This is a genomic window from Variovorax sp. TBS-050B, assembly GCF_029893635.1.
GTDB lineage: Bacteria > Pseudomonadota > Gammaproteobacteria > Burkholderiales > Burkholderiaceae_C > Variovorax.
In genome coordinates this window covers 294556-320092 of sequence record NZ_JARXYR010000001.1, presented here as the reverse complement: position 1 = coordinate 320092, position 25537 = coordinate 294556, and the positions used below count along the sequence as shown (strand labels likewise).

Annotated in this window: 30 protein-coding genes; 13 read left to right on the top strand and 17 right to left on the bottom strand. The window is 67.7% G+C overall.

From position 1 onward, the window contains the following. Positions 1-14: 14 nt before the first annotated feature. Positions 15-296 (bottom strand): iron uptake protein, encoded by a 282-nt coding sequence (locus M2165_RS01555; protein ID WP_280812903.1) that lies wholly within the window; start codon positions 294-296, stop codon positions 15-17. Between the two features lie 612 nt (positions 297-908). On the opposite strand from M2165_RS01555, the gene M2165_RS01550 reads away from it, so the two are divergent. Further along, a complete protein-coding gene (locus M2165_RS01550) occupies positions 909-2129 on the top strand; it encodes an SMP-30/gluconolactonase/LRE family protein (RefSeq protein WP_280812902.1) in 1221 nt (406 codons plus the stop codon). Between the two features lie 15 nt (positions 2130-2144). On the opposite strand, the gene M2165_RS01545 is transcribed toward M2165_RS01550, so the two are convergent. Beyond that, positions 2145-2942: a DUF1266 domain-containing protein gene (locus M2165_RS01545; protein WP_280812901.1), complete on the bottom strand. Its 798-nt coding sequence runs from the start codon at positions 2940-2942 to the stop codon at positions 2145-2147. Positions 2943-3127: 185 nt separating this feature from the next. Between M2165_RS01545 and M2165_RS01540 the strand changes: the two genes are divergently transcribed. From M2165_RS01540 to M2165_RS01520, 5 genes are all read left to right on the top strand, one after another. Beyond that, positions 3128-4825 carry an FxLYD domain-containing protein gene (locus M2165_RS01540; protein ID WP_280812900.1) on the top strand — a complete coding sequence of 566 codons (1698 nt, stop codon included), beginning with the start codon at positions 3128-3130 and terminating at the stop codon, positions 4823-4825. A gap of 46 nt (positions 4826-4871) precedes the next feature. Further along, positions 4872-5546, top strand: coding sequence for a response regulator transcription factor (locus M2165_RS01535; protein WP_280812899.1), 675 nt, complete (start codon positions 4872-4874; stop codon positions 5544-5546). Continuing rightward, positions 5533-6945 carry a sensor histidine kinase gene (locus M2165_RS01530; protein ID WP_280812898.1) on the top strand — a complete coding sequence of 471 codons (1413 nt, stop codon included), beginning with the start codon at positions 5533-5535 and terminating at the stop codon, positions 6943-6945. Before M2165_RS01535 ends, M2165_RS01530 begins: the two co-directional genes overlap by 14 nt. A gap of 138 nt (positions 6946-7083) precedes the next feature. Then, the gene (locus tag M2165_RS01525) at positions 7084-7815 is read left to right on the top strand and encodes a TerC family protein (protein WP_280812897.1); all 732 of its coding nucleotides are present in this window, start codon (positions 7084-7086) and stop codon (positions 7813-7815) included. Between the two features lie 12 nt (positions 7816-7827). Then, positions 7828-8265, top strand: a complete 438-nt coding sequence (locus M2165_RS01520) for a universal stress protein (protein ID WP_280812896.1) — start codon at positions 7828-7830, stop codon at positions 8263-8265. Positions 8266-8281: 16 nt separating this feature from the next. Here the strand turns inward: M2165_RS01520 and M2165_RS01515 are convergent, their stop codons facing one another. The 5 genes from M2165_RS01515 to M2165_RS01495 all read right to left on the bottom strand — a co-directional run bounded on the left by M2165_RS01515 (position 8282) and on the right by M2165_RS01495 (position 11927). Then, on the bottom strand, positions 8282-8674 hold the full coding sequence (locus M2165_RS01515; protein ID WP_280812895.1) for a nuclear transport factor 2 family protein: 393 nt from the start codon (positions 8672-8674) through the stop codon (positions 8282-8284). Positions 8675-8720: 46 nt separating this feature from the next. Then, positions 8721-9044: a DUF2834 domain-containing protein gene (locus M2165_RS01510; protein ID WP_280812894.1), complete on the bottom strand. Its 324-nt coding sequence runs from the start codon at positions 9042-9044 to the stop codon at positions 8721-8723. Positions 9045-9113: 69 nt separating this feature from the next. Then, positions 9114-9932 carry a helix-turn-helix domain-containing protein gene (locus M2165_RS01505; RefSeq protein WP_280812893.1) on the bottom strand — a complete coding sequence of 273 codons (819 nt, stop codon included), beginning with the start codon at positions 9930-9932 and terminating at the stop codon, positions 9114-9116. A 43-nt stretch (positions 9933-9975) separates the two neighbouring features. Then, positions 9976-11493, bottom strand: coding sequence for a tripartite tricarboxylate transporter permease (locus M2165_RS01500; RefSeq protein WP_280812892.1), 1518 nt, complete (start codon positions 11491-11493; stop codon positions 9976-9978). An 11-nt stretch (positions 11494-11504) separates the two neighbouring features. Further along, a complete protein-coding gene (locus tag M2165_RS01495; RefSeq protein WP_280812891.1) occupies positions 11505-11927 on the bottom strand; it encodes a tripartite tricarboxylate transporter TctB family protein in 423 nt (140 codons plus the stop codon). Positions 11928-12135: 208 nt separating this feature from the next. On the opposite strand from M2165_RS01495, the gene M2165_RS01490 reads away from it, so the two are divergent. Then, complete coding sequence (locus M2165_RS01490; protein ID WP_280812890.1) at positions 12136-12900, top strand: alpha/beta hydrolase; 765 nt, start codon at positions 12136-12138, stop codon at positions 12898-12900. On the opposite strand, the gene M2165_RS01485 is transcribed toward M2165_RS01490, so the two are convergent. Next, a complete protein-coding gene (locus M2165_RS01485; protein WP_280812889.1) occupies positions 12893-13927 on the bottom strand; it encodes an RNA methyltransferase in 1035 nt (344 codons plus the stop codon). The genes M2165_RS01490 and M2165_RS01485 overlap by 8 nt on opposite strands. 289 nt (positions 13928-14216) lie before the next feature. On the opposite strand from M2165_RS01485, the gene M2165_RS01480 reads away from it, so the two are divergent. Both M2165_RS01480 and M2165_RS01475 read left to right on the top strand, forming a co-directional pair. After that, entirely contained in the window at positions 14217-14642 is a 426-nt protein-coding gene (locus M2165_RS01480) for a CBS domain-containing protein (RefSeq protein WP_280812888.1), read from the top strand. A gap of 55 nt (positions 14643-14697) precedes the next feature. Continuing rightward, positions 14698-15000 carry a hypothetical protein gene (locus M2165_RS01475; RefSeq protein WP_280812887.1) on the top strand — a complete coding sequence of 101 codons (303 nt, stop codon included), beginning with the start codon at positions 14698-14700 and terminating at the stop codon, positions 14998-15000. A 6-nt stretch (positions 15001-15006) separates the two neighbouring features. Here the strand turns inward: M2165_RS01475 and M2165_RS01470 are convergent, their stop codons facing one another. Together M2165_RS01470 and M2165_RS01465 are read right to left on the bottom strand one after the other, a co-directional pair. Beyond that, a complete protein-coding gene (locus M2165_RS01470) occupies positions 15007-16113 on the bottom strand; it encodes an AI-2E family transporter (protein ID WP_280812886.1) in 1107 nt (368 codons plus the stop codon). Positions 16114-16209: 96 nt separating this feature from the next. Then, positions 16210-16827: a TetR/AcrR family transcriptional regulator gene (locus M2165_RS01465; protein WP_280812885.1), complete on the bottom strand. Its 618-nt coding sequence runs from the start codon at positions 16825-16827 to the stop codon at positions 16210-16212. A gap of 81 nt (positions 16828-16908) precedes the next feature. On the opposite strand from M2165_RS01465, the gene M2165_RS01460 reads away from it, so the two are divergent. From M2165_RS01460 to M2165_RS01450, 3 genes are all read left to right on the top strand, one after another. Then, a complete protein-coding gene (locus M2165_RS01460; RefSeq protein ID WP_280812884.1) occupies positions 16909-17415 on the top strand; it encodes a hypothetical protein in 507 nt (168 codons plus the stop codon). A gap of 94 nt (positions 17416-17509) precedes the next feature. Continuing rightward, positions 17510-17857 (top strand): type II toxin-antitoxin system prevent-host-death family antitoxin, encoded by a 348-nt coding sequence (locus M2165_RS01455; RefSeq protein WP_280812883.1) that lies wholly within the window; start codon positions 17510-17512, stop codon positions 17855-17857. Further along, positions 17857-18504 (top strand): AAA family ATPase, encoded by a 648-nt coding sequence (locus tag M2165_RS01450; protein WP_280812882.1) that lies wholly within the window; start codon positions 17857-17859, stop codon positions 18502-18504. The genes M2165_RS01455 and M2165_RS01450 overlap by 1 nt, the downstream gene beginning before the upstream one ends. A gap of 27 nt (positions 18505-18531) precedes the next feature. On the opposite strand, the gene M2165_RS01445 is transcribed toward M2165_RS01450, so the two are convergent. From M2165_RS01445 to M2165_RS01415, 7 genes are read right to left on the bottom strand one after another with little or no spacing between them, the layout of a single operon-like run. Next, positions 18532-18954, bottom strand: coding sequence for an SMI1/KNR4 family protein (locus M2165_RS01445; RefSeq protein WP_280812881.1), 423 nt, complete (start codon positions 18952-18954; stop codon positions 18532-18534). Between the two features lie 28 nt (positions 18955-18982). Beyond that, positions 18983-19438, bottom strand: coding sequence for an SMI1/KNR4 family protein (locus tag M2165_RS01440; protein WP_280813157.1), 456 nt, complete (start codon positions 19436-19438; stop codon positions 18983-18985). A 2-nt stretch (positions 19439-19440) separates the two neighbouring features. Continuing rightward, positions 19441-20526, bottom strand: a complete 1086-nt coding sequence (locus M2165_RS01435; protein ID WP_280812880.1) for an HNH endonuclease — start codon at positions 20524-20526, stop codon at positions 19441-19443. 8 nt (positions 20527-20534) lie between these two features. Then, the gene (locus M2165_RS01430; RefSeq protein WP_280812879.1) at positions 20535-20882 is read right to left on the bottom strand and encodes a PAAR-like domain-containing protein; all 348 of its coding nucleotides are present in this window, start codon (positions 20880-20882) and stop codon (positions 20535-20537) included. Further along, positions 20879-22033, bottom strand: a complete 1155-nt coding sequence (locus M2165_RS01425; RefSeq protein ID WP_280812878.1) for a DUF2169 domain-containing protein — start codon at positions 22031-22033, stop codon at positions 20879-20881. Before M2165_RS01425 ends, M2165_RS01430 begins: the two co-directional genes overlap by 4 nt. Continuing rightward, on the bottom strand, positions 22033-24336 hold the full coding sequence (gene tssI, locus M2165_RS01420) for a type VI secretion system tip protein TssI/VgrG (protein WP_280812877.1): 2304 nt from the start codon (positions 24334-24336) through the stop codon (positions 22033-22035). The genes M2165_RS01425 and tssI overlap by 1 nt, the downstream gene beginning before the upstream one ends. Positions 24337-24364: 28 nt before the next feature. Continuing rightward, a complete protein-coding gene (locus tag M2165_RS01415) occupies positions 24365-24847 on the bottom strand; it encodes a type VI secretion system tube protein Hcp (protein ID WP_280812876.1) in 483 nt (160 codons plus the stop codon). 399 nt (positions 24848-25246) lie between these two features. Here M2165_RS01415 and M2165_RS01410 point away from each other — a divergent pair, with 399 nt between their 5' ends. Continuing rightward, positions 25247-25534 (top strand): hypothetical protein, encoded by a 288-nt coding sequence (locus M2165_RS01410; protein ID WP_280812875.1) that lies wholly within the window; start codon positions 25247-25249, stop codon positions 25532-25534. The last annotated feature ends 3 nt before the right edge of the window (positions 25535-25537 follow it).

The following is a 25537-nucleotide window of genomic DNA, read 5'->3' as shown; positions in this document are numbered from 1 at the left end:
TTCGCCTCCAGCCTTCAGCGCGCGCCGCCGAGCAGCAGCCAGGCGGCGCCCGTCATCAGCGCACCGCCGCCCGCGAGCACGCCCCAGACCCGGCGCAGGCTCGCCGCGGCAAAGGCCCAGCAGAAACAGGCCAGGAACACCAGGAACGCCAGCAGGTTGCACAGCAGCCGGGCATCGTCATAACCCACGCCCGCGGCCAGTTGCAGGGCGATGCCCAGGGTGACGAAGCCCCAGACGAATGCGTAGCCGCCGAGCAGGCTGGCGGCCACGCGCGATGCGATGTGCAGGGGCGTCATCTTGAATGTCGGAATGCGCAGGAAGGGAAGACAGGACGGAGATCGATGGATGCGAGCGAGTCGCATTCCCATTCTAGGGGGCAGCGCGTGCGCAGCCCGGCCAATATCCCTGCAAGCCGGGGGGCACTGGCGCAGCGATCGGCTCCGCTGCGCGCTTTGCGGAACTGAAGGCGCTGGAACAGAAGAGTCGATGGCCCGCGCAAGCGCGAGTTCGGCGAGACCTACAAGGAATGGATTGCCGCGCAGAACGATCTCGTCGACCGCATCGCCGTCTTCGGCGAAGAGTTCAGGCCCTGGTGAGGTTCCGCGCAGTGGCTCAATTCGACGTCTACGCCAACCGCTCGAAGCATCAGCGGTCCGAGCGGCTTAGACGAATTCGGGCAGGGTCTCGCCTTCGGTCAGCACGGCTTCGACTTCGGCGCGGAACTCGGGCTCGACCTCGAGCGAGGGCAATGCGGCGGTCTTCATCCGGTCATCGTATTGCAAAGGCAACGCCTGCGCCCATGCTCCTCGCCGCCGCGCTTGCCGCCATGCGCCCCGCCCGCGTAGCATCCACGGCTTTTCGATCCCCGCGCGCAGCGTTCTTCCGCCCCACGGGGCACGGAGTGAGACATGAACACGGAAGCATTCGATCCGGAACCCGCCGGCCGCCGTCGCCGCCTGCTGCGCGGCCTGGCCGCAGGCATCGGTGCCGCGGTCGCGCTGCCGCGATGGGCGCAGGCCCAGGCCGGGCCGGCCGCGCCGCCGAGCACCATCACGCAGCCGCCGCGCGACTTCGGTCCGAACGGCGCGCCCACCACCTACTTCACCGATCCCGACGTGCTCACGGTCGATCCGGCCTTCGATGCGCTGCGCCAGCCCAACGCGCCGATCCAGCGCCTGTGGACCGGCGCGCTGTGGTCCGAAGGGCCGGCATGGAACGGGGTCGGGCGCTTTCTGGTCTGGAGCGACATCCCGAACAACCGGCAACTGCGCTGGAGCGAAGACGACGGCCACGTGAGCGTGTTCCGCTCGCCCTCGAACAACAGCAACGGCAACACCTTCGACTACCAGGGCCGCCAGATCTCGTGCGAGCACCTCACGCGCCGCCTGGTGCGCTACGAGCTCGACGGCTCGGCCACGGTGCTGGCCTCGCACTTCAACGGCAAGCGGCTCAACTCGCCCAACGACGTGGTGCCGCATCCGGACGGCAGCTACTGGTTCACCGATCCGCCCTACGGCGCGCAGCTCTACGAAGGCGCGGTCGATGCGCCCGGCGGGCCCGCCAACCGCTCGGGCCGGCTCAACCCGCGGCTCGGCCAGCCGCCCGGGATCGGCAACGACAAGCGCGAGCTGCCGACCGCCGTCTACCGCCTCGACAAGAACGGCACGCTCTCGCAGGTGGCCGGCGAGGACCTCGTGCCTGACCCGAACGGCCTGTGCTTCTCGCCCGACTTCAAGAAGCTCTACATCGTGAGCACGGGCCAGGGACCGGGCGACACCATCGCGGGCGGCAAGGGCGACATGTACGTGTTCGACGTAGGCGCGGACAACCGCCTGAGCGGCGGACGGCGCTTCAGCGACTTCATGATCGACGGCGTGAAGTGCGGCCCCGACGGCGTGCGCGCCGACGTCGACGGCAACCTCTGGTGCTCGAGCAACGCCGGGCGCAGCGTGGGCTACAGCGGCGTGACGGTGTGGAATCCGCAGGGCCGGCTGATCGGCCGCATCCGGCTGCCCGAGGTCTGCGGCAACCTGTGCTTCGGCGGTCCGAAGCGCAATCGGCTCTTCATGGCGGCGAGCCAGTCGCTCTATGCGGTCTACACCGCCACGCAGGGCGCGGCGCCGAGCTGAAGCCCGAGGCGATGCCTACCGGAACGGCACGCTCTTGTACGGGCTGCGCGCATCGCGCAGCAGCATCGCGTTGGTGCGCACCAGCGCTTCCTGCCGCGCATCGGAATACTTCCAGATCAACCCGCCCGCCACATAGGCCGCGCTGACCTGCGGCCAGTTGGCGTAGGCGGTGCGCACGCGACCGGCAAGGCCGCCGGCGAAATGCGCGAACTCGCCGCGCTCGATGTAGCCCAGTTCCACGGCCCAGCGCGACAGGCTCGCGAGGCGCACCGCGTCCCACGCGACGAGGTCGGTGATCTCCGCGGGCGGCACGCCGAGCGGATCGCGCAGGTCGCCCAGCCAGTCGTCGTAGGCGGTCATCAGCGCCGCGATCTCGGGCACGCTCTTGCCGGTCTGGTTGGCGAAGGCCTGGTAGTTGAGCTCGTTGCGCAGCTTCAGCATGAAGAGGCCCGGAAAGACCAGCGAGGCCACGCTGCGCAGCAGCAGCGGCGCCGAGCGGTGCGCGGCATCGAGCTTCTGCAGCGCCTGCCAGACCTCGCGGTACTTGTCGCGGTGGCCCTCTTCCACCAGCCAGCGCGCGGTCTGCTCGAAGCTCTTGCGGTCCTTCACGCCCCACAGGCTCGCGATGCCGTCGCGCAGCGCCTCCGGGTCCTGCCCGGTCTCGACCGCATTCACGAAATTGCCGTTGAAGGCCGAGAGCGGCGCGCTCAGCGTCACCAGCCAGCGCTCCTCGGGCGAGCAGCGGGGGTCGTCGGCGAAGTGCAGCTCGTCGTTGTCCAGCAGCGCATGGCCAACCTGATCCATCAAACCCATGGGGGCTCCTGTGTGGCGAGAAATGATCGGCCGCGAGTCTATGCAAGGCCCGCCCGCGCCGCCAGTTGGAAGAAGGTTCACATCCCGCGCCGCGCGGCTCGTTAAGATGCGCGCGGCCGCGCACCGCCGCAACCCTTTCCCGCTCCCCTTCCCTCTCTCTCTCTCTTCCACGAGGATCAAAGCCAGTGACCATCAACCTGCAAACGCTCAAGTGCGGCGAATGCGGCAGCGGCACGCTCCAGCGCTCCGGCCTGAACCAGTACACCTGCGCGCACTGCGGCTCGGTGTCGATCGTGGAAGACGACGTCTCGGCGCGGCTGGAGCGCGTGCTCGAGCAGGTCAAGAACGAAGCCGGCCGCCGGCTCGCGGCCGAGCAGTCGGCACGCCAGCAGCACGTGGGCCGCGCGATGGGCATCGCGGCGATCGCGATCGTCGGGCTGGTGGTGGTGGTGTTCGCGGTCACGGCGTTGCTCACGGGCGGGCGCAAGGACACGCAGACGGCCGCCGCGAGCAGGCCCGCGGCCGTCTCGAGCGCGCCGCGCAGCATTCCCGTCGACGGGCTCAAGCTCGACCCGCCGCGGCAGGTGCTCGTGGGCAGCGGCAGCTCGGCCAAGCCGCGGCTGCTGGTGGTGGCGCGCAACGAGACCGGCCAGGCGCTCGAGCGCCCGAGCATCAAGGCCGTGTTCTACGAAGGAGAAAGCCGCATCGGCGAGCGCAGCGAATCGCTGCCGATCGGCACGCTCGCGCCCGGCGAGAGCGCCCCGGTGCTGATCGACCTGCCCGGCGACCGCAACGTCACGCGCCAGGAGCTGCAGGTGCAGCCGCTCTCCGCGCCCTACCGCACGGTCGAAGGACCGCCGCTGAAGTTCGCACGCGCGCGGCTGGTGCAGCAGCAGGACAACCTGCGCCTGGTCGGCCGCATCGTGAACGACCGCAAGGACCGCGCGATGCTGACCGGCGTCGAGGCGCTGGTCACCGTGTACGACGATGCCGGCGCGGTCATCGGCTTCGGCCGCGGCTTCGCGCAGGCCAGCGAGATCGCGCCGGGCGAGCGCAGCGCGGTGGAAGTACGGGTGGAGCGCATCGGAAACCGCGAGACCCCGATCGCGGCCTGGGACTACCGCATCGACCACAACCTCACCGAGCAGGCGCAGCAGGGCCGCACGCGCGTGCTGAGCGGCAGTGCGCGCGTGGTCCGCACCGCGGGCGGCCCCGAGCGTTTCCATCCCTCGCTGCGCCTCGGCAGCGAAGACCTGCTGGCCGACGAGGCCGAGCGCTTCGACGCCGCGAAGATCGAGCTGCTGCCGCTCGTGGCCGGGCGCGACACCACGCAGCGGCCGGTGTACCTCGCCGAGGTGGTCAACCGCAGCACCGATGCGATCGCGATCGCGCCCGGTGCCGTGGTCTCGCGCTACGACGGCAGCCGGCTCGACGGCACCACCGCGGTCGGCGGGCCCGCGTACCTCTACCCTGGCGAGCGCTTTCCGGTGCTTCTGGAGCCGCGCGGCGCCGACCGCATCACGTCCACCCGCGTCGAATGGAAGCCGATGCGCCGCGCCGCCCTGCCCGGCCCGCGCGCGCCGCTCGAAGTGCGCGTGACCGACACGCGCGCGGCCACGAGCAGCGTGCTCGTCAACTTCAGCCGCCGCTACAGCTACAAGTACGTCGAGGTCAGCGGCACGGTGGCGAACCCGACGCAGGCGATCGTGCGCAAGCCGCGGCTCTGGGTGAGCCTGCGCGATGCCGCGGGCCAGCTCGCGGGCTTCACGCTGCTCGACAACCTGCCGGCGATCGCACCGGGCGAGAGCGTGCCGTTCCAGGCCAAGGTCGACCAGTACGGGCGCGACTTCGCGCGCGTGGAGACGCTGTTCCAGAGCGAGTAGCATCCACCGCGGGCGCGCGGGGCCGCTGCCAGGAAGATCATCACCAATGCGCATATTGCTCGTCGAGGACGACCGGGTGCTGGCGGACGCGCTGTCGCGTGCGCTGGTGCAGTCCGCGCACGCCGTCGACGTGGTCTCCACCGGCGAGGAGGCCGACCATGCGCTCGCGGCCGGCAGCTACGACCTCGCGATCCTCGACATCGGCCTGCCGGGCCTGAGCGGGCTCGAGGTGCTCAAGCGCCTGCGCGCGCGCAAGTCGACCATGCCGGTGCTGATGCTCACCGCCTTCGACACACTCGCCGACCGCGTGCAGGGCCTCGACCTCGGCGCCGACGACTACCTCGCCAAGCCCTTCGACCTGCCCGAACTCGAGGCGCGCGTGCGCGCCCTGCTGCGCCGCAGTACGCGCTCGACGCCCTATCTCGAGCACGGGCTGCTGCGCTTCGACACCGTGGGCCGGCGCGTGTTCCACGACAAGCGGCCGCTCGATCTCTCGCCACGCGAGCTCGCGCTGCTCGAGCTGCTGCTGATGCGCGCCGGCCGCGTGGTGAGCAAGGAGCACATGGTCAACCATCTCTACGGCTGGGGCGACGAGGTCGGCGACAACGCCATCGAGGTCAACGTCTACCGGCTGCGCAAGAAGCTCGAGCCGCTGGGCTGCGAGATCCGCACCGTGCGCGGCATGGGCTACCTGATCGACAGCAGCGATGCGGAGGTCTGAGCCCCGGCTGCAGCGCAAGCTGCTCGCGTGGCTGCTCGGCCCGCTGGCCGTGCTGCTGGTGCTCGACACCGGTGCGGCCTACTGGAACTCGCTGCGCTTTTCCAACCTCGCCTACGACCGTGCGCTGCACGAGATCGGGCGCGAGATCGCGATGCACGTCCGGCTCGACGGCGAGCGCCCGCGGCTGGAACTCTCGAAGCCCGCGGCCGACATCCTCTTCGTCGATCCCGAGGACCGGCTGTTCTACCGCGTGGTCGGCGCCGACGGCACGCACCTGGGCGGCGACGCGCAACTGCCCGCGCCGCGCAACGCCCGGCCCGCGGGCTCCGACTTCTACGGCGCCACGGTGCACGGGGAACCGGTGCGCATGATGGTCGCTCGCATGCGCATCGGCCCCGACGCCCAGCTGCCCGAGGTGCTGGTGCAGGTGGCCGAGACGCTCCACAAGCGCGACCGCTTCACCTGGGAGATGGTCGCCAACGTGGTGCTGCCGCAGCTGCTGCTGATCGTCATGGCGACGCTGGTGGTCTGGTTCGGCGTCTCGCGCGGGCTCGAGCCGCTGCAGCGGCTGCGCCGCGCCGTCTCCGACCGTTCGCACCTCGACCTGAGCCCGATAGACACCCACGACGTGCCCGGCGAAGTGCGCCCGCTGGTGGACGACGTGAATGCGCTCATGGCCCGGCTCGGCCGCACCTTCGATTTCCAGAACCGCTTCGTGGCCGATGCCGCGCACCAGCTCAAGACGCCCGTCAGCGGTTTGAAGGCGCAGATCGAACTCGCGCTGCGCGAGAACGACCTGCAGCGCGTGCGCCATTCCCTCGCGCAGCTCTACATCAGCGCCGACCGGCTCTCGCGGCTGGTGCGGCAGCTGCTCTCGCTCGCGCGCAACGAGCCCGGTGCGCTCGATTCCATGCAGCTGCAGCCGCTCGACTTGAACGCGCACGCGCTCGAAGTGAGCATGGAATGGGTGCCGCAGGCGCTCAAGCGCAACATCGACCTGGGCTTCGAGGGCACCGACCATGCGCTGATGATCGATGCCGACCACGACCGCCTGCGCGAGCTGCTCAACAACCTGATCGACAACGCGATCCGCTACAGCCAGCCGGGCGGCCGCGTCACCGTGCAGACCAGCCAGACCGGCGACGACCAGTGCCGCCTCGCGATCAACGACGACGGGCCGCGCATTCCGGTGGAAGAGCGCGCGCGCATCTTCGAACGCTTCCACCGGCTGCTCGGTACGCAGGAGGACGGCAGCGGCCTCGGCCTCGCCATCGTGAGCGAGATCGCCACGCTCCACGGCGCGCGCATCACGCTCGAGGAAGACAGCGACGGCGTGGGCAACACCTTCAGCGTCTTCTTCCCGCTGCGCGCGGGGGACGGCGCCGCGCCCGCGGCCTGACCCCCGGCTGTAAGCTTTCTGACAGCTTGCCGATAGGCAGCTGTCAGCCGGCCGGCAGAAAGGTGACAGCACGGGCCCCTACGCTCGTGGATGGCGGAGCCACCGTGGCTCCGGACGTCATTCACCGAGGAGACACCCGTGTCGTTTTTGTCGAGCCCCGAGTTCTGGATCGCCCTGTCGCAGATCATCCTGATCAACATCGTCCTGAGCGGCGACAACGCCGTCGTCATCGCGATGGCCTCGCGCTCGCTGCCGCCCGCGCAGCAGAAGAAGGCCATCATCTTCGGCAGCGTCGGTGCCATCGTGCTGCGCGTGGTGCTGACCTTCTTCGCCGTCTACCTGCTCACCCTGCCCTACCTCAAGCTCGTGGGCGCGGCGCTGCTGCTGTGGATCGGCATCGGCCTGCTGCAGCAGGAAGACGAGGGGCATGACCTCGAAGGCCATTCCGGCCTCGCCGGTGCCATCAAGACCATCGTGGTGGCCGACCTCGTCATGAGCCTGGACAACGTCGTCGGTGTGGCCGCCGCGGCCAAGGGCAACGTGCCGCTGCTGGTGTTCGGCCTCGTGATCAGCATTCCGCTCATCATCTTCGGCAGCACGCTGATCCTGAAGCTGATGGACCGCTTCCCGATCATCATCATGGTCGGCGCTGCGCTGCTCGGCTGGGTCGCCGGCGAAATGGCGATCGGCGACCCGTCGATCGCCGGCTGGGTCGCGGAACGGCACACCCTGCACACCGTGGTTCCCGCGCTCGGCGCCATGTTCGTGGTGGCGATCGGCAAGTGGCTGAGCGTGCGCCGCGAGCACCGCCGAGAGCAGCTCGAGGCGCAGCAGCAGCAACAAGAAGCCAAGAACCAACCCGCCGTCTGAGCGAGTGCCGGCATGACGCGCATCTTGGTACCGGTCGACCCGGACCAGCCGGCGCGCACGCGCTCGGCCATCGAGGAAGTGGTGCGCATGCACCGCAGCGGGCGCGTGAGCGTCCGGCTGCTGCGCGTGCAGCCGAGGGTGTCGGGCCACGTGGCGATGCTCTTCGACAAGCAGGAACTGCTCGACCTGCAGCGCGAGACCGGCGCCGAGGAGCTGCGCTTCGCCGAAGGCCTGCTCGACCTCGCCGGCGTGCCCTACACCAGCACCGTGCTCGTCGGCCGCACCGCCGAGACCATCGCCATGGCCGCGCGCGACTACGGCTGCAGCCGCATCGTCTTCGGCCGCGACGCACCCACGCTCGCGGGCCGCGTCTTCGGCTCGCTCGCGCAGCAGGTGCGCCAGCAGCTCAGCGCAAGCGGGGATTCGCAGGCGCAGGTGATCAGCTTCTGATAGGGGCGCGGGCCGTTCACTCGATCGCGTCGCGCCATAGACCCGTATCGGTGATCTGTTGCAGCTGCGAAAACTGCGTGCCGTCGTAGTGCCAGAAGTGAGCGAACGCAGCGCGAAACGCCTTGCCGCTCTGCTTCGCAGTGCCGTGGTACATGCCGCGGGCGATGAGCATGTCGCCCGCTTCGAACAGCTGATCGACCTCCACATCCAGGTCGAACAACTGGTCGACGACCGCCCACGCCTCGCCCATCATTGCGTTCAGGCCGCCGTAGGTCTTGCCCAGACCTCTCGGCAGGCCGGGAGACAGGCAGCCGCTGAAGTCATCCCGCAGCAATCGCGCCAGCGCATCGGCATCTCCGCTGTTCAGCGCCGCGTAGAGTTCGCGGCCCTTGGTGGAGATCTCGCTCATGAACCGGCTTCGCTTCGACGCCTTCTCCGGGGCGACCGCCCACGCTTCATCGCGCCACCTTTCGCATTGCCATGTACAGCGGCAAGGCGAAAGCGAGCCCAAGTCCGAACGTCAGCGCGACATAGATCCACGGCCGGCGAACGCGCGCTGCCGATGCATCTCGAAGCAGCCAGACAGAGAACGCTGCGGCAGCGAGGTAGACGTCCCAGGTGATGCCTGCCACCAGCTTGTTGGCCGAAACGGCGGCCATGAAAGGCCCCGGCGCGAAACTGCCGCCGTCCAAGAGGAACGCGGCATGGAAGTACCAGGGAACAACCAGGCCGGCAAAAGCCAGGATGAAGAGGACGCGCGCTGCATTCTTCGGTGTCATGCGTGGGCATGCTATCGGGCCGGTCCCGCGGCCGATAGGAAAAATGCGACATCGGCTTCAGTGCGACGATCACCGGGCCATGCCAACGGCGAGCGCCCAGTTCTCCGAGTCCTGCCGGCGGGCGGCCTCGACCAGCGTGCTCAGCGAAGCGCCGGCCAGCATGCGCAGGTCGCGTGCCATGTGCGATTGGTCATAGTAGCCATGACGCAATGCGAGTGCCGCGTCCGTCTTGGCCGTGGCGAGGGCATCGCGCAGCAATCCTTCGACGCGGGCCACGCGCTGGAACCGCTTCGGCGTCAGGCCGAAGGTGCCGGCGAACACGCGCTCGAACTGCCGCACGGAGAGGCCCACCGCATCGGCCGGCGTCGCCGCCCGCAGAGCAGCCTGCTGCAGCAGAGCGGCACGCCGCAAACGCTGTAGATGCACTTCCTGGCGCAGGTGCTCGCGTGCGAAGGTCAACAGGGCCGCCAAGCGCCGCTCGGGGACGGTCTCCGCCCTGATGCGCTCCACCAGACCCGGCCACGCCCGGCCGAAGACATCCGCCGCATCGGCAAGCCGGTGCGGCAGGGACAGCGGACTCGATTGCAGCATTCCGAGCGTCCCGGTGGGCTGCAGCCGCAGTCCGGCGTAGCACAGTCGAGGCGTGCGGTAGAGCGTCAGCGGCAAGGCGCGGGCGCTGCCCACGAATCCGGCAGGAAGAGAGGCGAACACACCCGAGGGTTCCTTGACGAAGAAGCGGCCCTCGAGCACCACGACGAGCCCGCCCTCGACCAGCGCGGGAAAGTGGCAGGGCACCGGTTGCGTGCCCGGGCTGTCGAACGAGAGGTGCACAGCCATTGAAACCCACGCGCTCACATCGGGATGCGGCCGCGCGACATGGAGTTTCATCAGCGGATTATCCGACGCACGGCTGCGTCTCCTCTGCGAACGCTCAAGGCCCCAACGCCACCCCCGCCGGCGCCACCGCCACCTTCCTGCGCGCCTGCAGCACGAAGGCCGTGAGCTGCCAGACCACGAAGACCGCCACCAGGCTCAGCAGCGTGCCGCTGATCGGCCGCGAGGCGAAGACACCGAAGCTGCCGCGGCTCAACAGCATCGCGCGGCGGAAGTTCTCCTCGAGCATGGGGCCGAGGATGAAGCCGAGCATCAGCGGCGCGGCGTCGAGTTCGAGCCGCATGAACATGTAGCCCATGAAGCCGAAGCCGGCCGTGATGAACACGTCCTCGAGGTTGTTGTTCACGCTGTAGGTGCCGATGCAGCAGAAGAACAGGATCGACGGGAACAGCACGCTGTACGGGATCTTGAAGACCGAGAGCCAGTAGCGCACCAGCGGCACGTTGAGCACCAGCAGGAACACGTTGCCGATCCACATGCTCGCGACCAGGCCCCAGAACAGCTCGGGATGGCTCGCGATCATGTTCGGGCCGGGCTGGATGCCCTTGATGATGAAGGCGGCGAGCATCAGCGCCATCACAGCGTTTTCCGGAATGCCGATGCTCATCAGCGGAATGAAGCTGGTGCGCGCGGCGGCCTCGTCGGCCGCGGCCTGGCCGGCCACGCCTTCGATGCAGCCGGTGCCGATCTCGTGCTTGTACTTGCTGACCTTCTTGTCGAGCGCGTAGGCCGCGAACTGCGCGATGGTCGGGCCGCCGCCGGGCAGGATGCCCAGGAAGGAGCCGATCACGCTGCCGCGCAGCGCGCTCGGGATGATGCGCTTGAACTCGGCCCAGGTCGGGATGAGGTTGATCTTGCCGTTGAAGGGCGATCGCTCCTCGCGCGCATCGAGGTTCTTGGTGATCTCGGCAATGCCGAAGCAGCCGAGCGCAATGCTCACGATGCCCACGCCGTCGACCAGGAACGGCAGGTCCATGGTGAAGCGCTGCATGCCGCTGTTGACGTCGGTGCCGATGGTGCCGAGCAGCACGCCGATCATGCACATCGCGAGGCCGTTGAGCAGGCTGCCGGTGGTGACGAAACTCACGCATACGAAGCCCACCAGCATCATCGCGACGTAGTCGGCCGGCCCGAACAGGAACGCGACCTCGCCGAGCACCGGCGCGAGGAACGACAGCACGAGGATCGCCACCGTGCCACCGATGAAGCTCGAGAATCCGGCCGTGAACAGCGCCAGCCCCGTCTTGCCCTTGAGCGTCATCTGGTAGCCGTCGATGCAGGCCACGATGCTGCTCGCATGCGGGATCTTCATCGTGATCGCGCTCACGCTGTCGCCGTACTGCGCGCCATAGTAGATGCCCGCGAGCATGATGAGCGCGCCGGTGGTAGGGATGGAATAGGTCAGCGGCAGCAGCAGGCTGATGGTGGCGAGCGGGCCGAGGCCGGGCAGCAGGCCGACGAGCGTGCCGACGCTGCAGCCGATGGCGCAGAACAGCAGGTTCTGCCAGGTCAGGGCGTGCGAGAAGCCGAACGCGAGGTTGTGGAGCACTTCCATGGTCGGCCTCCTCAGTAGAGCGGCAGGTTGAGGCCGAGCAGCTTCTGCAGCGCGAGCGCCATCGCGATCAGGCCGAGCGAGATCTTGACGTTGCGCACCCACGAGTAGGAACTGCCGGCAAAGCCGGAGCAGAACACCATGAAGACGATGCCCGCGATCATGTTCAGGTACATCGAGATCAGCGCGAAGCCGCAGAGGCTCGAAAGAATCAGCGCGATGTTCCTGAAGCTGAACTGCAGCGGGACCGGCTCCACGAAGCGGGCCCGGATGACGGTGGACAGGCCGATCAGCAGCAGCAGGCCGCTGATCATCGCGGGGAACAGTCCTGGCCCGGCGCGGCTCAGGTCGCCGATGGGATAGCGAAGCGCCGTCAACCCGAAGGTCAAGGCGATCGCCATGAGGAACAGGCCTCTGACGAGGTTTCTATTTTTCATACGCTCACGATCTGGTGTTCGTTCGTCGGATGCACCGATCCCGGAGGGCCGGGCGCGGGCTGTCTCCGCCCGTGGCGGGGAGCACCACGGACGCTCGGATGCTCTTGCGCGGAACTGATCCCTGTCTGACCTGCGGCGTAAGGGGAACTACGTAAGCCTCGACTATGCTCGGCGCCTTCCACCCACGGACGCGACGGAGGCGACCCCCATGTACATCGAACAAGGCGGCGAGGGCCCGGACCTGCTGCTCATGCTGCACGGCATGGGCGCCACGGGCGCGGTGTGGTCGCCCATGTGCGCCGAAGCCGGTGCGCGATGGCCCGGCCGCTGGCTGGTGCTCGACCTGCCGGGCCACGGCGCTTCCGAGCGGCAGGAGTGCTATGCGATCGGCCAGCACGCCGCGAGCGTCGCGCGCGCGGTGCGGCCGCACATCGCCGAAGCACCCGGCCGCCTCGTGGTGCTCGGGCACTCGCTGGGCGGCGTGATCGGGCTCGCGCTGGCCACGGGCTGGTTCGGCGTGGTGCCGCAGCGGGTGTTCGCTGCCGGCATCAAGATCGCATGGACCGACGACGAGCTCCGCCGCATGGACACGCTGGCGGCACAGCCCGCCAAACGCTTCGCCACGCAGGAGGAGGCCGGGGATCGCTACCTCAAGGTCGCCGGCCTGGCCGGCATTGCCGATGCGTCGTCCGCCGTCGTCGCGCGCGGCATTGCCCGTGATGAGGATGGCTGGCGCCTCGCGATGGACCCGCGCGCGAACGCCGTGGGCAAGCCGCCGCTCACCGAACTCATGGGGCTGGCGCGCTGCCCCGTCCACCTGGGCCAGGGCCGCGACGATGCGCTGGTGACGATGGCGCAGACCCGCGGCCTCGACCCCAACGCGCAGGAGCTCGGCCCGCACGGCCACAACGTGATGGTCGAGGCGCCCGGGCGGGTCTGGGAATGGGTCGTGTCGTCCTGCGGGATCAGCTGAGGCCGTTCGGGCGCACCAGCGTGACCCGCGCCTCGGCCGCACGCGCCCTGAGCTGCCCGCATCCGCCGTCGACGTCCTGCGCCGCCGAATGGCGCAGCTTGGTCAGGATGCCGCGCCGGTGCAGCGTGCGCGCGATCTGCTCGCAGCGCGCCAGCACGGGACGGCGGAACGCCACGCCGTCGACCGCGTTGAAGGGAATCATGTTCAGCACGCCGAACTTGCCGGAGAGCAGTTCGACGATGCCTTCGATCTCGTCGTCCCCGTCGTTCACGCCTTCGAGCAGCGTCCACTGGTACTGGATCGGGTAGCCGGTGGTTCGCGCATAGCGCTCGGCCGCGTCGACCAGTGCCTCGGGCGAGAGCTTCGGCGCGCGCGGCAGCAGCGTCTCGCGCAGGCCGGCGCGGGTGGTGTGCAGCGACAGCGCCAGCGCGGGGCGCACGCGCCCCTGCAGCAGCCGCTCGAACACGCGCGGATCGCCCACGGTGGAGAAGACGATGTTCTTGTGGCCGACGTTGCCCACCGTGCCGAGCAGTTCGATCGCTTCCATCACGTTGTCGAGGTTGTGGGCGGGCTCGCCCATGCCCATGAACACCACCCGGCGCACCGGCCGGCGCGTGCGCGCGAGCGCGACCTGGGCCACGATTTCGGCGCTGCCCACCTGGCGCAGCAGGCCGTCGCGCCCGGTCATGCAGAACTGGCAGCCGACCGCGCAACCGACCTGCGACGAGACGCACAGGCCGTCGCGCGGCAGCAGCACGCTCTCCACCGTCTGGCCGTCCGCCAGCGCGACGAGCAGCCGCTCGGAACCGTCCGCGCCCGGGTGCACCGCCGCGATGTGCGCGAGGCCCGCCAACTCCGCCTCGATGGCGGGCAGCTCGGCCAGGAGCGCGGCCGGGAAGAAGGTCTCCGGCAGGCGCCGGCCGCTGCTGCGCGGCAGCGCATGGGACCACAGCCGCAGGATCCGCTGCTCGTGGCTCGGGCCGGCGCCCGCCTGGCGCAGGCGATGTCGGAGGTCGGGAATGCGCATGCGTTTGTCGGTCGGGTTGTGGTGGGGATGCGGCGGCTGCGCGGTGATGAACCCGCCATTGTGCCCAGGCGTGGCGCGGGAGTGGCCAGCCGTTGAAAGACCAGTCTCGGCATCTTTCGCCTGTTGTCCTACACACCGGCGCACTCAGCCGCTGCAAGGTGATCCGGACGGCTCGAACGAAAACTTGAGAAATATCGACGCGGACCGCGCGGGCATGGGCTCGCGCGGCCCGCTCGTCTGCGCTCGTTGCAGCCGTTCGACTTTCTGGACACAGCAAAGGAGTTTCACCATGCACAAGATCAAGGATGTCATGAGCCGGGACGTGCAGGTCATCAGTCCCGACGCCACCATCGCCGAGGCGGCCCGGCGCATGCGCGAGGGCGACTTCGGCATGATGCCGGTGGGCGAGAACGATCGCCTCGTCGGCGCGATTTCCGACCGCGACATCGTCGTGCGCGGACTGGCCGAAGGCCGCGACGGCACCGCCAAGGTGCGCGACGTGATGTCGGACGGCATTCGCTGGGCCTACGACGACGAGACCGTGGAGCGTGCGGCGCTGATCATGGCGCAGTACCAGATCCGCCGCCTGCCCGTCATCAACCACGACAAGCGCCTCGTGGGCATCCTGGCACTGGGCGATGTCGCGGTGAAGGAACGCAAGGTCAAGCCCGCGGCCGAGGCGCTCTGCGGCATCTCGGAACCCGTGCCGGCCTGAGGCGGCACGCCATCGCACCCGGGCCGACGCACCGACACCCCACGAAGGAGAAGCCATGGTCACATTGGATGGGCAGCATGTACAGAGCGGCACCGGCGAGACGGTGACCTACGAGATGAGCCTGATCCACGGCCTGGATTCCAGCACCTACGCGGCCCGCGTGCTGCTGGCGGGCGACGTGCGGCACGAGCTCGAGGGCGGCATGGTGATCGGCCCCGACCAGAACGCGCGCACCGCCGCGGCCAAGCATGCGGTGCTCGCGCAGATCGACAACCTCGACTTCGAAGCGCTCAACCGCCCGCTGATGCCGCTGCGCATGAAGCAGCGCGCGGCGCGCGAAAGGGCCGGCGCGTCCTGACTGACCCTAGCCGGGCGGCGCCGCGTCGGCCGCGCGGCCTGATCGCGTGCGGTCGTGCCAGATCTCGACGATCGCGGCGGTCACCGCGAGCACCAGCGGGCCGATCACCACGCCCGGCGCGCCGAAGGCCACGAGCCCGCCCACGATCGCCACGAAGACCGCGAGCGTGTGCAGCCGCAGCCGGTCGCCCACGAGGATCGGGTAGAGCAGGTTGTCGATGAGCGCCACCACGATCGAGCCCCAGGCGGTCAGCACCAGGGCCTTTTCCCAGTGGCCTTCGAGCAGCAGGAACAGGGCCGCCGGCACCCAGACGACCGCCGCGCCGAGCAGCGGCAGGATCGACAGCAGGAACATCACCGAACCCCAGAACAGCGGCGCCGGAAGACCGAGCCACCAGAACATGAGGCCGCCGAGCAGGCCCTGGACCGCCGCCACCAGCAGCGTACCGAGGACGCTCGCGCGCACCACCTCCGAGACCCGCTTGAACATGCGGTTGGTCTCCGGCGTCGTCAGCGGCAGCACCGAGCGCAGGTAGACCAGTGCCTGCTCGCGGTCGCGCAACAGGTAGAACAACGCGAAGAAGGTGACCAGCAGCTGGATGCAGGCCCACACCGACCCGGTGAGGAAACCCGACACGCGCGGCGCGAGCTGCTTGGCCAGTTCCTCGCCCGAGGGAGCCTGGCGCGACACCCATTCCACCGCGGGCGCCAGCGCCGGCTGGTTGCGGACGAGCGCCTGCACGCGGCTGCGCACCGACTCCGAGCGCAGGCTGTCCCAGCCGTCGCGCACGCTGTCCATCGCCACGGGGGCGAAGGCGACGAGCGGCGCCACGACCAGCACGCACAGCACGGCCGTGACCAGGCCTGCGCCGAGGCTCGGCCTGCCCCACCGCTCGGACAGCCTCTGGTGCACGCGTGCGCCGAGGATCGAGAGCGTCAGCGCCCAGGCCAGGGCCGGCACGAACGGCTCGGTCATCTTCCAGCACAGGTAGAGCGCCAGTACCGTGACCACCATCAGCACCAGCGCCGAAGTGCGCGCACGCGTGAACCAGCCGGCCTCGCGCCGGGGCGCTGCTGCATGGACGACGGGCTCGTGGGCCGAGGGAGCGGTCATGGCGGGTCGGGCCTCGCGAGGAGGCCGGCAGAAAGGACGGGCACAGCCTAGCTTCCGTCGCCGGCGCCGCGGGACGGACAGCGCCCCGCGCGGCGGTCAGCCGCGGGCTCGATCCGAGGCCATGCCGTCCAGGAAGACCTCGATCGACTGCCCGGCGCTTTGCAGCAGTGCTTCCGGCCGGGCATCGGGCGTCTTGAGCATGCCGATGCCGAGCAGGGTGGCCAGCCCGTGCACCATGGCCCAGCACGCGTGCGACAGGTGGCGCGGGTCGCCGCCTCGGAAGACGCCGCGTGCCTGCCCTTCGGTCACGAGCCCGAGCAGCACCTCGAAGAGGCGTGCGCCCGCGCCGACCAGCGCTTCGCTGGCCTGCGGCTCGGCCACGGTCTTGAACATGTGCGCCAGCAGCCGCGGCGTGGCCATGCCGAAGGCCACGTAGGCCAGGCCGCAGGCCCGGAGCCCGGACCTCGGCCCCTCCGGCGCCGCCTGCATGCCCGCCTGGAAGCCCGCGATCAGTTCCTCGAAGCCCTGCACCGCCACCGCGTCGAGCAGCGAGCGCCGGTCGGCGAAGTGCCGATAGGCCGCCGTGTGCGACACCCCGACGGCCTTCGCCATCTCGCGCATCGACAGGTCGTCGAGGCTGGCGCGCTCCATCTGCTCGCGCGCATAGTCCAGCAGCACGCTCTTCAGGTCGCCATGGTGATAGGAGTTGCTCATGCGCGGCTCGACCCTTCAAGTTGACAGTGTAAACATTCAGGCATCACAATGTTTCCATTGTAAACACCACCTGGAAGGCTCATGAGTTTCCTCGCACTGATCGCCGTCGCCGCCGCGATGGCATGGGCCCTGTCCCGCCTGGTCCGCCGCCCGCTGGACCTGCGCGGCGCGATGCGCTGGGGCATGGGACTGGGCTTCATGTTCACCGGCTCGGACCATTTCGCGAATGCGGCGACCCGCTACGTGCCGATGATTCCCGACACGCTCGCGGCGCACGCCCTGGGCTGGGTCTACCTGACCGGCGCGGCCGAACTGGCGGGCGGCATCGGCCTCCTCACGCCCGCGTCGCTCTACCGTCGCCTGGGCTGGCCGAACCTGCAGCGCCAGGCGGGCATCTGGCTCGCGGTGATGCTGGTGGCCGTGGTGGCGGCGAACATCAACGTCGCGCTCAAGGGGCAGTCGGTCGAAGGGCTGGCGTTCGGCGCCTGGTACTACTGGCTGCGGCCGCTGTTCCAGCCGGTCTTCGTCGCCTGGGCACTGTTCAGCGTGGGCGTGTGGCCGCGGCGCGCCGGCGCGGCTGCGCGCTGACCGCGCGCTGACCGCGCGGCCGTACAGGCCATGTTCGAGGCTTCTCTGCCTATTTTTGCCATATTTGCCATAATGGCCCCAAAGGAGCATCCTCATGGCCGCCGTCCTGCCCTCTCTCGATGAACTGCCGCGTCAGAACGCCTCCCAGGTCAAGAACCGCTGGGGCGACGTGGTCCGCCAAGTCCAGAAATCGGGCAGCGTGGCCGTGACCAACCACTCGACGGTGGAAATGGTGCTGCTCACTGCCGCCACCTACAACCAACTGGTGGAGGACGCGCAGGCGCTCAAGGCGCGCGAGCAGTCGGTGCTTGACGAACTCGCGCGCCGCTTCGACGAGCGCCTGGGCGTGCTGCAGCAGCCGGGCGCGGCGGGCCGTGCCGCCGATCTGTTCGCTGCCAAGGGCCGGCTCGGGCGCCGTCCCAAGGCGGGCGACAGCTTCTGATGGCGGCGGCCGCGCGCCCCTTCATCCTCGTGCTGGCGGGCGTCAACGGGGCGGGCAAGAGCTCCGTTGGTGGCGCCCTGCTCGCAGAGCACGGCCTGCCCTGGTTCAATCCCGACAGCTTCGCCCGTGAACTGGTTGCGCAGCTCGGGATCACGCCCGAGGAGGCGAACGCCCGCGCCTGGACGCACGGCCGCGAGCGGCTGGAGGCGGCGATCGCCGAGGGTCGCAGCCATGCCTTCGAGACCACGCTGGGCGCGCGCACCATCCCTGCCCTGCTCGCGGGCGCGGCCGCGACGCACGACGTGCTCATGATCTTCTGCGGACTCTCGTCGCCCGAGCAGCACATGGCGCGCGTGCGCGCACGGGTGGCGCATGGTGGGCACGACATTCCCGAAGCCAAGATCCGCGAGCGCTGGACCGCATCGCGCGCCAACCTGATCCAGCTGCTGCCCAAGCTCGCGCGGCTGCAGGTGTTCGACAACAGCGCCGAAGCGCCGCCGGGCGGCGAGATCGCCGATCCGCTGCTGGTGCTCGAACTGGAGGCGGGGCGCATCGTGTATCCCGGCGCCGGCGACGTCGAGGCGCTCGCGGCCACGCCGGCCTGGGCGCGCCCGATCGTGCAGGCGGCGTTCGAGCTGCTGGGCTGAGACCGCCAGGTCAGGCAGTCGACCTCATCACGCCGTCTTCAGACCTGCCAGAAACGAATCGAAGCCAGAGGCGATTCGGCGCATGTATTTGTACGAATTGGTGGGCGGCTCCGGCTCTTCGGACCATGCCCAGTAATAAACATTGCCGGCGTCCGTACCTTCGACCGAAATCAGGATTCTGTCCCCGTTCGCCACCACTGCAACCGGCAGGAGATTGCGGGGGATCCATCCGCTGGACGCAAACTCTCGATATTCGGTTTCACAATTCTCGGCTTCCTGCATGGCACTCTTCGTGACCAGGAAATCGACGATCCAGCCGGCAACCTTCTTGTCCTCGGTTTCAAACATGAGGTTTTCATGAGGGATCGACTCGCTTTCCACCGCGGAAACGAGAGCGCGGGGCAAAGGCGAACCGATGCTTTTCTCGAGAGAATCGAAGATTGAATTCATTCAATAAGTCCGACGGAAAGAATTTGCCTCACGGCATTTTTTGGACGGCCTGCAGGAACCGGGTAAGACTCCCTGCCACCTCAAAGACGCCATTCTCGTCCAGGAGCTCGCGTTCATGGTCCCAGAAGTACACGGGACCTTCGGCTCCGGGACCGACATCGAGGCCGATCATGTTGGTTCCGACATCCACGGCGACCGGAAGAAACCATGAGGGAATCCGCTGGCTGCCGGTGTAGTAGTTGTAGTTGCTGATCAAATCGAAGTCTGCGTTCGAAGCGTCGACGGAAAAAAATCGCTCGAGCGGGATGCCGATCTTGCCGTGATCCGGATGCATGATCTCGCAGCCGAATCCCCGCACGTCGCCGCCATTGGACGTCAGCAGGAACCGGATGTATTCCTTCGGCAGGGCAAACCCCAGCGTTCTTTCCACGAACCCTATTCTGTCGAGTGCAGCGGGGGTGCTGGCAGTGAAAGGGAGCATCATGGTCAAGGCGAGCCCGCATTGCGCGCCGCCGATGCGGTTCCCGTGTGCGGAGTTGCGGAATGGATGTCCGTACGGATCAGTTGCATTTGATTGCTGATTGCGTCGTGGTGCCAGGTATATCCCGCCGGATGACTGTAGGCACCCTGGCCAAAACCGGCAGCGCGGTTGGCGGCAGGAAAATCCGTGGCATTGTTGCCTGTCACTTCGATGGGAACCTGCCATTTCCCCGCATCCCCTTGATAACGATAGGGCGTCAAGTCAGGATACCCATCCCTGAACGTCACGTCGAAAGTCTCGCCTGATTTTGTTTTCAGCGTATAGGTCGTCGATCCATCCGGATTGACGACCTTGCGTTCGTAAGTACGCGGCTCGCGCAATTTTCTGGGCCGCCTCCGAGGTGGACGTCTGACCACGGTGCCTTCGGTCTCCGGTCCGACGGGCTCTCGGGGCGCGCTGCGATTTGCTTGTCGGATCGGCGCGCCGGCCCCTTTTCCAGTGCCTTTGACCGCGCCCGCGGTCGCCATGTCGAAAGCCATCGCACCTGCATCGTTCGCCGCGGCCACCTGACTTTCACTTCCTCCTCCCATGCGAGTGAGCAGTCCGGGGATTCCGAACGGCCCCAGAAGCGCCATGCCCATGGTGTTGGTGGCGTACAGGTTCTTCTCGTCGACCCAGGCCTGCTCGGCGGAACTCAGTGCCAGATCGGGGTACTGCCCGGGCTGATAGACGCGCTGCAGGATATTCAGATCGTTCTTCAGCTTGACCGATTGTTCCGGAGGCAACCCGCCTTGTGCCCGCTGGCGCATGTCGTCCAGGATCGCTTTATCGATCTCGCCGGGCAACGCCCTGCACTCCCTTTGGAACATCAGCGCCGAATTGATCTCCGGCGTCTCGCCGGAACCCACCGGCCTCCCATGGCCTTGGATGAAGGTCCGATAGAACCATCCATGTTCTCTCTCGTTTTCCTGGCGGAGGCGGTTCAGCAACTCGTCGCAGATCCCGTCGGGCTTCCTGAGCTTTTCTGCGGGGCGCGGAACCTGGCAGGACAGAAGCCGGCCGGGGGTTCCGTTTCCGTTGAACGAGGGCATCTCTGCCATCAGGCAGCCCCGTTCATCTCGCACAGATCGCCGTGGCGGGCGACAGCCCGGCTCTCGACGAAGACCGTCTGGGAGCCGGAAACGATCTTCACATTCCCGGCACCCAGCGAGACACCGGACCGCACCCCGCGGCCGGCGTTGCCGGCAACGCCCTTCACCACGCTGTCGACCATCAATACCTTCTCGCCCCGCGCGAACACGGTTTCAGCGTAGGCCGCCTTTTCGGGCGGAAGAATGGACACGATGTCGAAGGGGATCACCTGGTTGCCGACGATGCAGAAATCGGGGGCGATGTTGACGACCATGAACTGCGCCTCTGCATCGGCAATGTGCTTTTCCATGGTCATGGGCGCGCTCCGGCCGCAGGGGCGATTTCATCGAGTGGCTGCTCGGCGAGATCGACCGCCACCGTGTCGGCTGTCTGATCGAGGGTGAGCCGCCAGGTCAGATGAACCAGCATCTCGTCAAGGTCGAGATGCACGGTATCGAGCTTCATCTGCTCGGCGTACTCCGAGCCGTCGCCGCGTCGGCAGAGCGCCTGGATCCCCACGAGGGGCAGCTGCATCTCGATGGATTCGGTGGAGGCGAAGAAACCGCTCAGGCGCAAGCACTCGTCGCCGACCAGGTGATGCGGAACGACCTGATCGGCCGGGGCGTACTGGAAGAACCGTTCATCGAAGTCCTCGGCGTAGTCCATGAACGGCTCTTGGGCGTTTCGCCGCTGCCACGCCTCGTCGTAGGTGCCGGCCAGCCCGGCTCTTGGCTGCCAGTGGCGTGCAATGGGGCCAAGCCCCGCAACGGGCGTGTCCTTCTGATTGGCTCTCAGGACCGGTGTATCGACCACTTCGATCTGCGGCCCCTGGAACACGTGTCCGGCAGCCTGCCGTGCCTTGGGATGGTGCTCGCGCAGTGCCGTGCCGAAGCAACCTGTCCCGGACGGATTGGCCGCATGAATGCGCGGCGCCGCCTCTGGGTCATCGCCCTGATCGAACCACCATCCGCCGTAGGCGAGTTCATATCGCAACGGCACTTCGTGGGTGGGAACAGGCTCGGACAACGTCCGCTGCTCGGGGTCGGGATGCCAGTGCCAGACGCGCGGCCCCGTGAGATGCAATGCCTTGTGCAGCAGAACCGCACCTTGCCGCGACACCTGCAGCTCGACCCACCAGTCGGATCGTGCTGTCCAGTGCAATGCACTGGCCGCTCCGGTGATGTACACGTCGGTGCCGGGCTTGCGCAACAAGACGTCCGTTGCCCTTCGCAGGCTGGACAACTCCGCCGCTGCGGGATCCCAAGGCTCGTCCGCGAAGACGGGTCCGCGGTGACTGGCGGCGGCCATCAATCGGCCGGCCGCAAGCACATGACTCGCGCAGAGGATCACGACGTCGTAGAACCGACGCCCCTTGCCCATCTTGTCGAACTGAAAGTGCGGAAAGCGTGTCGCGTTGCGCACCTGCTGCAAACGCGGCGAAGGAATGACGGACGAGCGCCCCGCCATCAGGCATTCCCTTGCTGGCTGCCGCCCGGTCCGGTGGCGGTCCTCAGGACTTGTCTCGCAGCGCCGTCAGGCCCTCCGGCCCGGCCTGCGACCGCCGAGGCGGCGCCGATGATCTGACCGACCTGGCTCGCAGCACCGCCTCCGCTGCCCGCCATCGAGGCAACCTGCTGTGCAACGGAGGCCAGCTGAGAGACCTGACCCAGCATGGAACCCGGGTTCTGCATCAGTGCACCGAGCTTGCTCATGGGACTGTCCGCAGGTTCGGCCGGTGGTGGCGTTGGCACCGCCGACGGCTGCAACGCCGCCTGACCGCCTTGGGGGTTGAGCCAGATGTTGTTGCCGTTCACGGTGACGTCGTCGCCTTGCGCGGTGATGTTGATCTTCTTTCCCGTCACCGCGATCGAGCCGTCGGCCTTGAGCTGCATGACCGATGCACCCACGCGCAGAGAGATGGTCTTGCCATCCATCTCGATGTGGCTGCCCTTGTCACCCCCGACGGACAACAGGTACTTCTCGCCGACATGGGCGGCCTGGGTCTTGCCGACGATGGTGTTGTCCATCATGCCGACGACGGTGTTGCGCAGCATGCCGACGTTGAAGGAATAGGCCAGGCCGATATTCACCATCTTGGCGAGGCCCACGTTGTGCATGTAGGTCATGCCGATCGTGACCATCTGGTTGCGCCCAACCTTCTTGCTGCGGTCACGGCCCACCGAATGGGTCTCGTCATGCTCGACCTCGATGTCCTGGTTGCGTTCGGCATGCAGCCACACCTGCTCCTCGCCCTTCTTGTCTTCGAAGCGCAGCGCGTTGGCATTGCTGTCACTGCCGCCTTCGGAACTGCGCGTGAGCAGCCCGCTCTGCGTGGCGTTGTCGGGCAGCTTCCACGGCGGCATGTTGTCGGCGTTGTAGACCCGGCCGGTCACGATCGGCCGGTCCGGGTCGCCGTTTTCGAAATCGACGATCACTTCCTGCCCGATGCGCGGAATCTGGATGCCGCCGAAGTTGGTGCCGGCCCAGGGCGAGGACACGCGCACCCAGCAGGAGCTGTTCTCGTCCCTGGTGCAGTAGCGGTTCCAGTGGAAGCTCAGTTTCACGCGGCCGTATTCGTCGGTCCAGATCTCGCGGCCTGCGGGGCCGGTGACGATGGCGGTTTGCGGGCCCGTGGTGCGCGGACGCGGCACGGCGGGCGGCGGCGGCCGGAACACCTTGCTCGCGGGAATCACCTCGAAATCGACGCGGCACTCGAACTCCTGCTGCGAACTCGCGTCGCCGACGTCCTGCAGCCGCAGGCGTGCATCGGTCACGAGGTACTGGCGGTTCGATTCGTTGTGCGGATGGCGCTCGAGCGTGACGAGGCAGCCGGGCACCACCGCGCGCAGGTTGCCCGAGCCACTGGCGCGCTCGCCCCGGCTCCCTGCTTCTTCCATGCGGGTGCGCACCAGCTGCTCGCCCTCGGACTCGACCACGTAGTCACCCGGCCAGCCGTAGCGCTCCCAGGTGTTCTGCGCCGTCCTGCGCGGCATGGCGCTGACCTGCTGCAGGTCGGCCTTCGGACGCTTGAAGTCGAAGTCGTCGGTCACCCAACGACCGCTTTGCAACTCTTCGCAAGCATTGAAGCGGTCGCAGTGCTCTTCGCGAACAGTGGCCTCCGCTGCGTGGAAAGGAACAACCTTGTAGCCCGAATGAGCGAAGGGCTGGTGCGAAGTCATGTCGTCGACGATCACCAGCTTGTGGCTCTTCTCTTCGTGCTCGAAGAAAAAATACAGACCCCACTCATGCAGCAGCCGTGCGACGAAGTCGTAATCGCTTTCACCGTACTGCACCTGGAACTCGCGCAACGGATACTTGCGCGTAGCACGCACGTCGAAGGGCAATCCATATTCGCCGAGCACCTCCCTGACGATGTCCAGCACGTTCTGGTTCTGGAAGATGCGGTAGTCGCTGGTGCGCGTGGCCAGCGTGAGCCAGGGCTCGATCACCGCCTCGTACAGCGCGCGGCGGTTCTCCAGGCGCAGAAAGCGCACGCGCGTCACCAGCCCCGCGAGATGGCGCTGTGCAGGCCCCTTGCCGGGGCGGCCGTCGAGCACGATGTGCGCGATGAGCGGCTCGCCCACCAGCTGCTTGACGGCCACGTTGGCGGCCTGGCGCTCGTTGTAGCCGGGCTGCTCGGGCGTGGCCAGCGTCAGGGTGTAGCGGAACAGGCGACTGAGGCCTTCGTCGCCCTCGATGGCGACGGGCTCCAGCGCCGGTTCGCCGCCCAGCGCGGGCATGGCGGGCGACGAGACACTGAGAACACGCACGAGCGCAGTGCCTTGTGGCATGAGGATCTCAGCCCTCGCGGTTTTCCTTGATGTTCCAGGCCAGCACCGTCTCGGCGCCCTTGCCGCCCTTGTCGGTCTGCTCCCAGTACTGCTGCTTGACCTTCGCGGCCTGGAACGCGTACTGCACCAGCACCGCCTCGCTGCCCTGCTCGGCCGAGTACTGCACCGACGTCACCAGCACCTCTTCCAGCGTCACGCGCGTGTACTCGATCTGCGAACCGCCCGCCTTGCACACCGACACTTCCACCTTGCTCAGGTGCTTGCCGCTCGCGCAGTTCTTCAGCACCGACGGCGCCGCCTTGTCGATGCGTGCGATCACCTGCAGATCGTTGAAGCTGGCCTTGCCCACGCCGCCCCCGCCGCCGCTCACCATGTTGCCTGGCTGCGTCGCTCCCCATGCAAACGACCGGATATCCGTCCACTCCTTGTGGTTCGAGTCCTTGGATTCGCCGTTCGCGCCCTCGACGCGCATGAACATGTCGACTGCCATGATGAAGCTTCCTTTCTGGTCGGATGGATGGATCGATCCACGCGCCCGAATGGGGCTCGGCCTTCGACGCCGCGCGGGACCAATCGTTAATCTATTTAAAGGTCGTTACTTCAGCGTGACTCGAATTAACGAGTGGATGGATTCTTTGGAGATCCGTGAATTCTTTCCATAAGCCATTGGAATTAGCGAAGCATCGATACAGCTTTTTGATTAACGCTTTCGCACCCCTGGAAAGAAAAACTTCGTCGATCTCTGTAACCCCTCGGCACAAGGCGTCGAACTGACACCGCGCATGTCAGCGGTGCCACGGTGGATCGCCGGCCTGCGTGCCCTGCAAAGGTGCTGCCGCGCGGTATGGAGGGCGCGGCTTTTTCAACCATTCCATTCGGAGAGAAATACATGACCAAGCCTTCTTTTGCCGCCACCCTCGCCGGCACCGCCGCCATGTTCGCGCTTTCGGCCTGCGCGGCGACCGCGCCCCAGGGCAGCACCGGCGCCGCCATCGCCGCCAGCGACAAGGTGCATTGCTACGGCGTCAACCAGTGCAAGGGCACGGCCGACTGCAAGACCACCGAGAACGCCTGCAAGGGCCAGAACGCCTGCAAGGGCCACGGCTTCAAGGCCGCCACCGCCGGCGAATGCCTGTCGAAGAACGGCGTCATCGGCGACATCGTCGCGAAGAAGTAAGCC

Excerpts from the sequence above, each read along its gene's own strand:
- M2165_RS01510 (WP_280812894.1), bottom strand. The coding sequence starts at position 9,044 with ATGACACCGAAGAATGCAGCGCGCGTCCTCTTCATCCTGGCTTTTGCC.
- M2165_RS01460 (WP_280812884.1), top strand. The coding sequence starts at position 16,909 with ATGAGTTTCCTCGCACTGATCGCCGTCGCCGCCGCGATGGCATGGGCC.
- M2165_RS01550 (WP_280812902.1), top strand. The coding sequence starts at position 909 with ATGAACACGGAAGCATTCGATCCGGAACCCGCCGGCCGCCGTCGCCGC.
- M2165_RS01485 (WP_280812889.1), bottom strand. The coding sequence starts at position 13,927 with ATGCGCATTCCCGACCTCCGACATCGCCTGCGCCAGGCGGGCGCCGGC.
- M2165_RS01500 (WP_280812892.1), bottom strand. The coding sequence starts at position 11,493 with ATGGAAGTGCTCCACAACCTCGCGTTCGGCTTCTCGCACGCCCTGACC.
- M2165_RS01495 (WP_280812891.1), bottom strand. The coding sequence starts at position 11,927 with ATGAAAAATAGAAACCTCGTCAGAGGCCTGTTCCTCATGGCGATCGCC.
- M2165_RS01435 (WP_280812880.1), bottom strand. The coding sequence starts at position 20,526 with ATGCCCTCGTTCAACGGAAACGGAACCCCCGGCCGGCTTCTGTCCTGC.
- M2165_RS01520 (WP_280812896.1), top strand. The coding sequence starts at position 7,828 with ATGACGCGCATCTTGGTACCGGTCGACCCGGACCAGCCGGCGCGCACG.
- M2165_RS01440 (WP_280813157.1), bottom strand. The coding sequence starts at position 19,438 with ATGATGCTCCCTTTCACTGCCAGCACCCCCGCTGCACTCGACAGAATA.
- M2165_RS01445 (WP_280812881.1), bottom strand. The coding sequence starts at position 18,954 with ATGAATTCAATCTTCGATTCTCTCGAGAAAAGCATCGGTTCGCCTTTG.
- M2165_RS01545 (WP_280812901.1), bottom strand. The coding sequence starts at position 2,942 with ATGGGTTTGATGGATCAGGTTGGCCATGCGCTGCTGGACAACGACGAG.
- M2165_RS01425 (WP_280812878.1), bottom strand. The coding sequence starts at position 22,033 with ATGGCGGGGCGCTCGTCCGTCATTCCTTCGCCGCGTTTGCAGCAGGTG.
- M2165_RS01555 (WP_280812903.1), bottom strand. The coding sequence starts at position 296 with ATGACGCCCCTGCACATCGCATCGCGCGTGGCCGCCAGCCTGCTCGGC.
- M2165_RS01475 (WP_280812887.1), top strand. The coding sequence starts at position 14,698 with ATGGTCACATTGGATGGGCAGCATGTACAGAGCGGCACCGGCGAGACG.
- M2165_RS01455 (WP_280812883.1), top strand. The coding sequence starts at position 17,510 with ATGGCCGCCGTCCTGCCCTCTCTCGATGAACTGCCGCGTCAGAACGCC.
- M2165_RS01430 (WP_280812879.1), bottom strand. The coding sequence starts at position 20,882 with ATGACCATGGAAAAGCACATTGCCGATGCAGAGGCGCAGTTCATGGTC.
- M2165_RS01490 (WP_280812890.1), top strand. The coding sequence starts at position 12,136 with ATGTACATCGAACAAGGCGGCGAGGGCCCGGACCTGCTGCTCATGCTG.
- M2165_RS01515 (WP_280812895.1), bottom strand. The coding sequence starts at position 8,674 with ATGAGCGAGATCTCCACCAAGGGCCGCGAACTCTACGCGGCGCTGAAC.
- M2165_RS01410 (WP_280812875.1), top strand. The coding sequence starts at position 25,247 with ATGACCAAGCCTTCTTTTGCCGCCACCCTCGCCGGCACCGCCGCCATG.
- M2165_RS01535 (WP_280812899.1), top strand. The coding sequence starts at position 4,872 with ATGCGCATATTGCTCGTCGAGGACGACCGGGTGCTGGCGGACGCGCTG.
- M2165_RS01505 (WP_280812893.1), bottom strand. The coding sequence starts at position 9,932 with ATGAAACTCCATGTCGCGCGGCCGCATCCCGATGTGAGCGCGTGGGTT.
- M2165_RS01480 (WP_280812888.1), top strand. The coding sequence starts at position 14,217 with ATGCACAAGATCAAGGATGTCATGAGCCGGGACGTGCAGGTCATCAGT.
- M2165_RS01415 (WP_280812876.1), bottom strand. The coding sequence starts at position 24,847 with ATGGCAGTCGACATGTTCATGCGCGTCGAGGGCGCGAACGGCGAATCC.
- M2165_RS01470 (WP_280812886.1), bottom strand. The coding sequence starts at position 16,113 with ATGACCGCTCCCTCGGCCCACGAGCCCGTCGTCCATGCAGCAGCGCCC.
- M2165_RS01530 (WP_280812898.1), top strand. The coding sequence starts at position 5,533 with ATGCGGAGGTCTGAGCCCCGGCTGCAGCGCAAGCTGCTCGCGTGGCTG.
- M2165_RS01465 (WP_280812885.1), bottom strand. The coding sequence starts at position 16,827 with ATGAGCAACTCCTATCACCATGGCGACCTGAAGAGCGTGCTGCTGGAC.
- M2165_RS01450 (WP_280812882.1), top strand. The coding sequence starts at position 17,857 with ATGGCGGCGGCCGCGCGCCCCTTCATCCTCGTGCTGGCGGGCGTCAAC.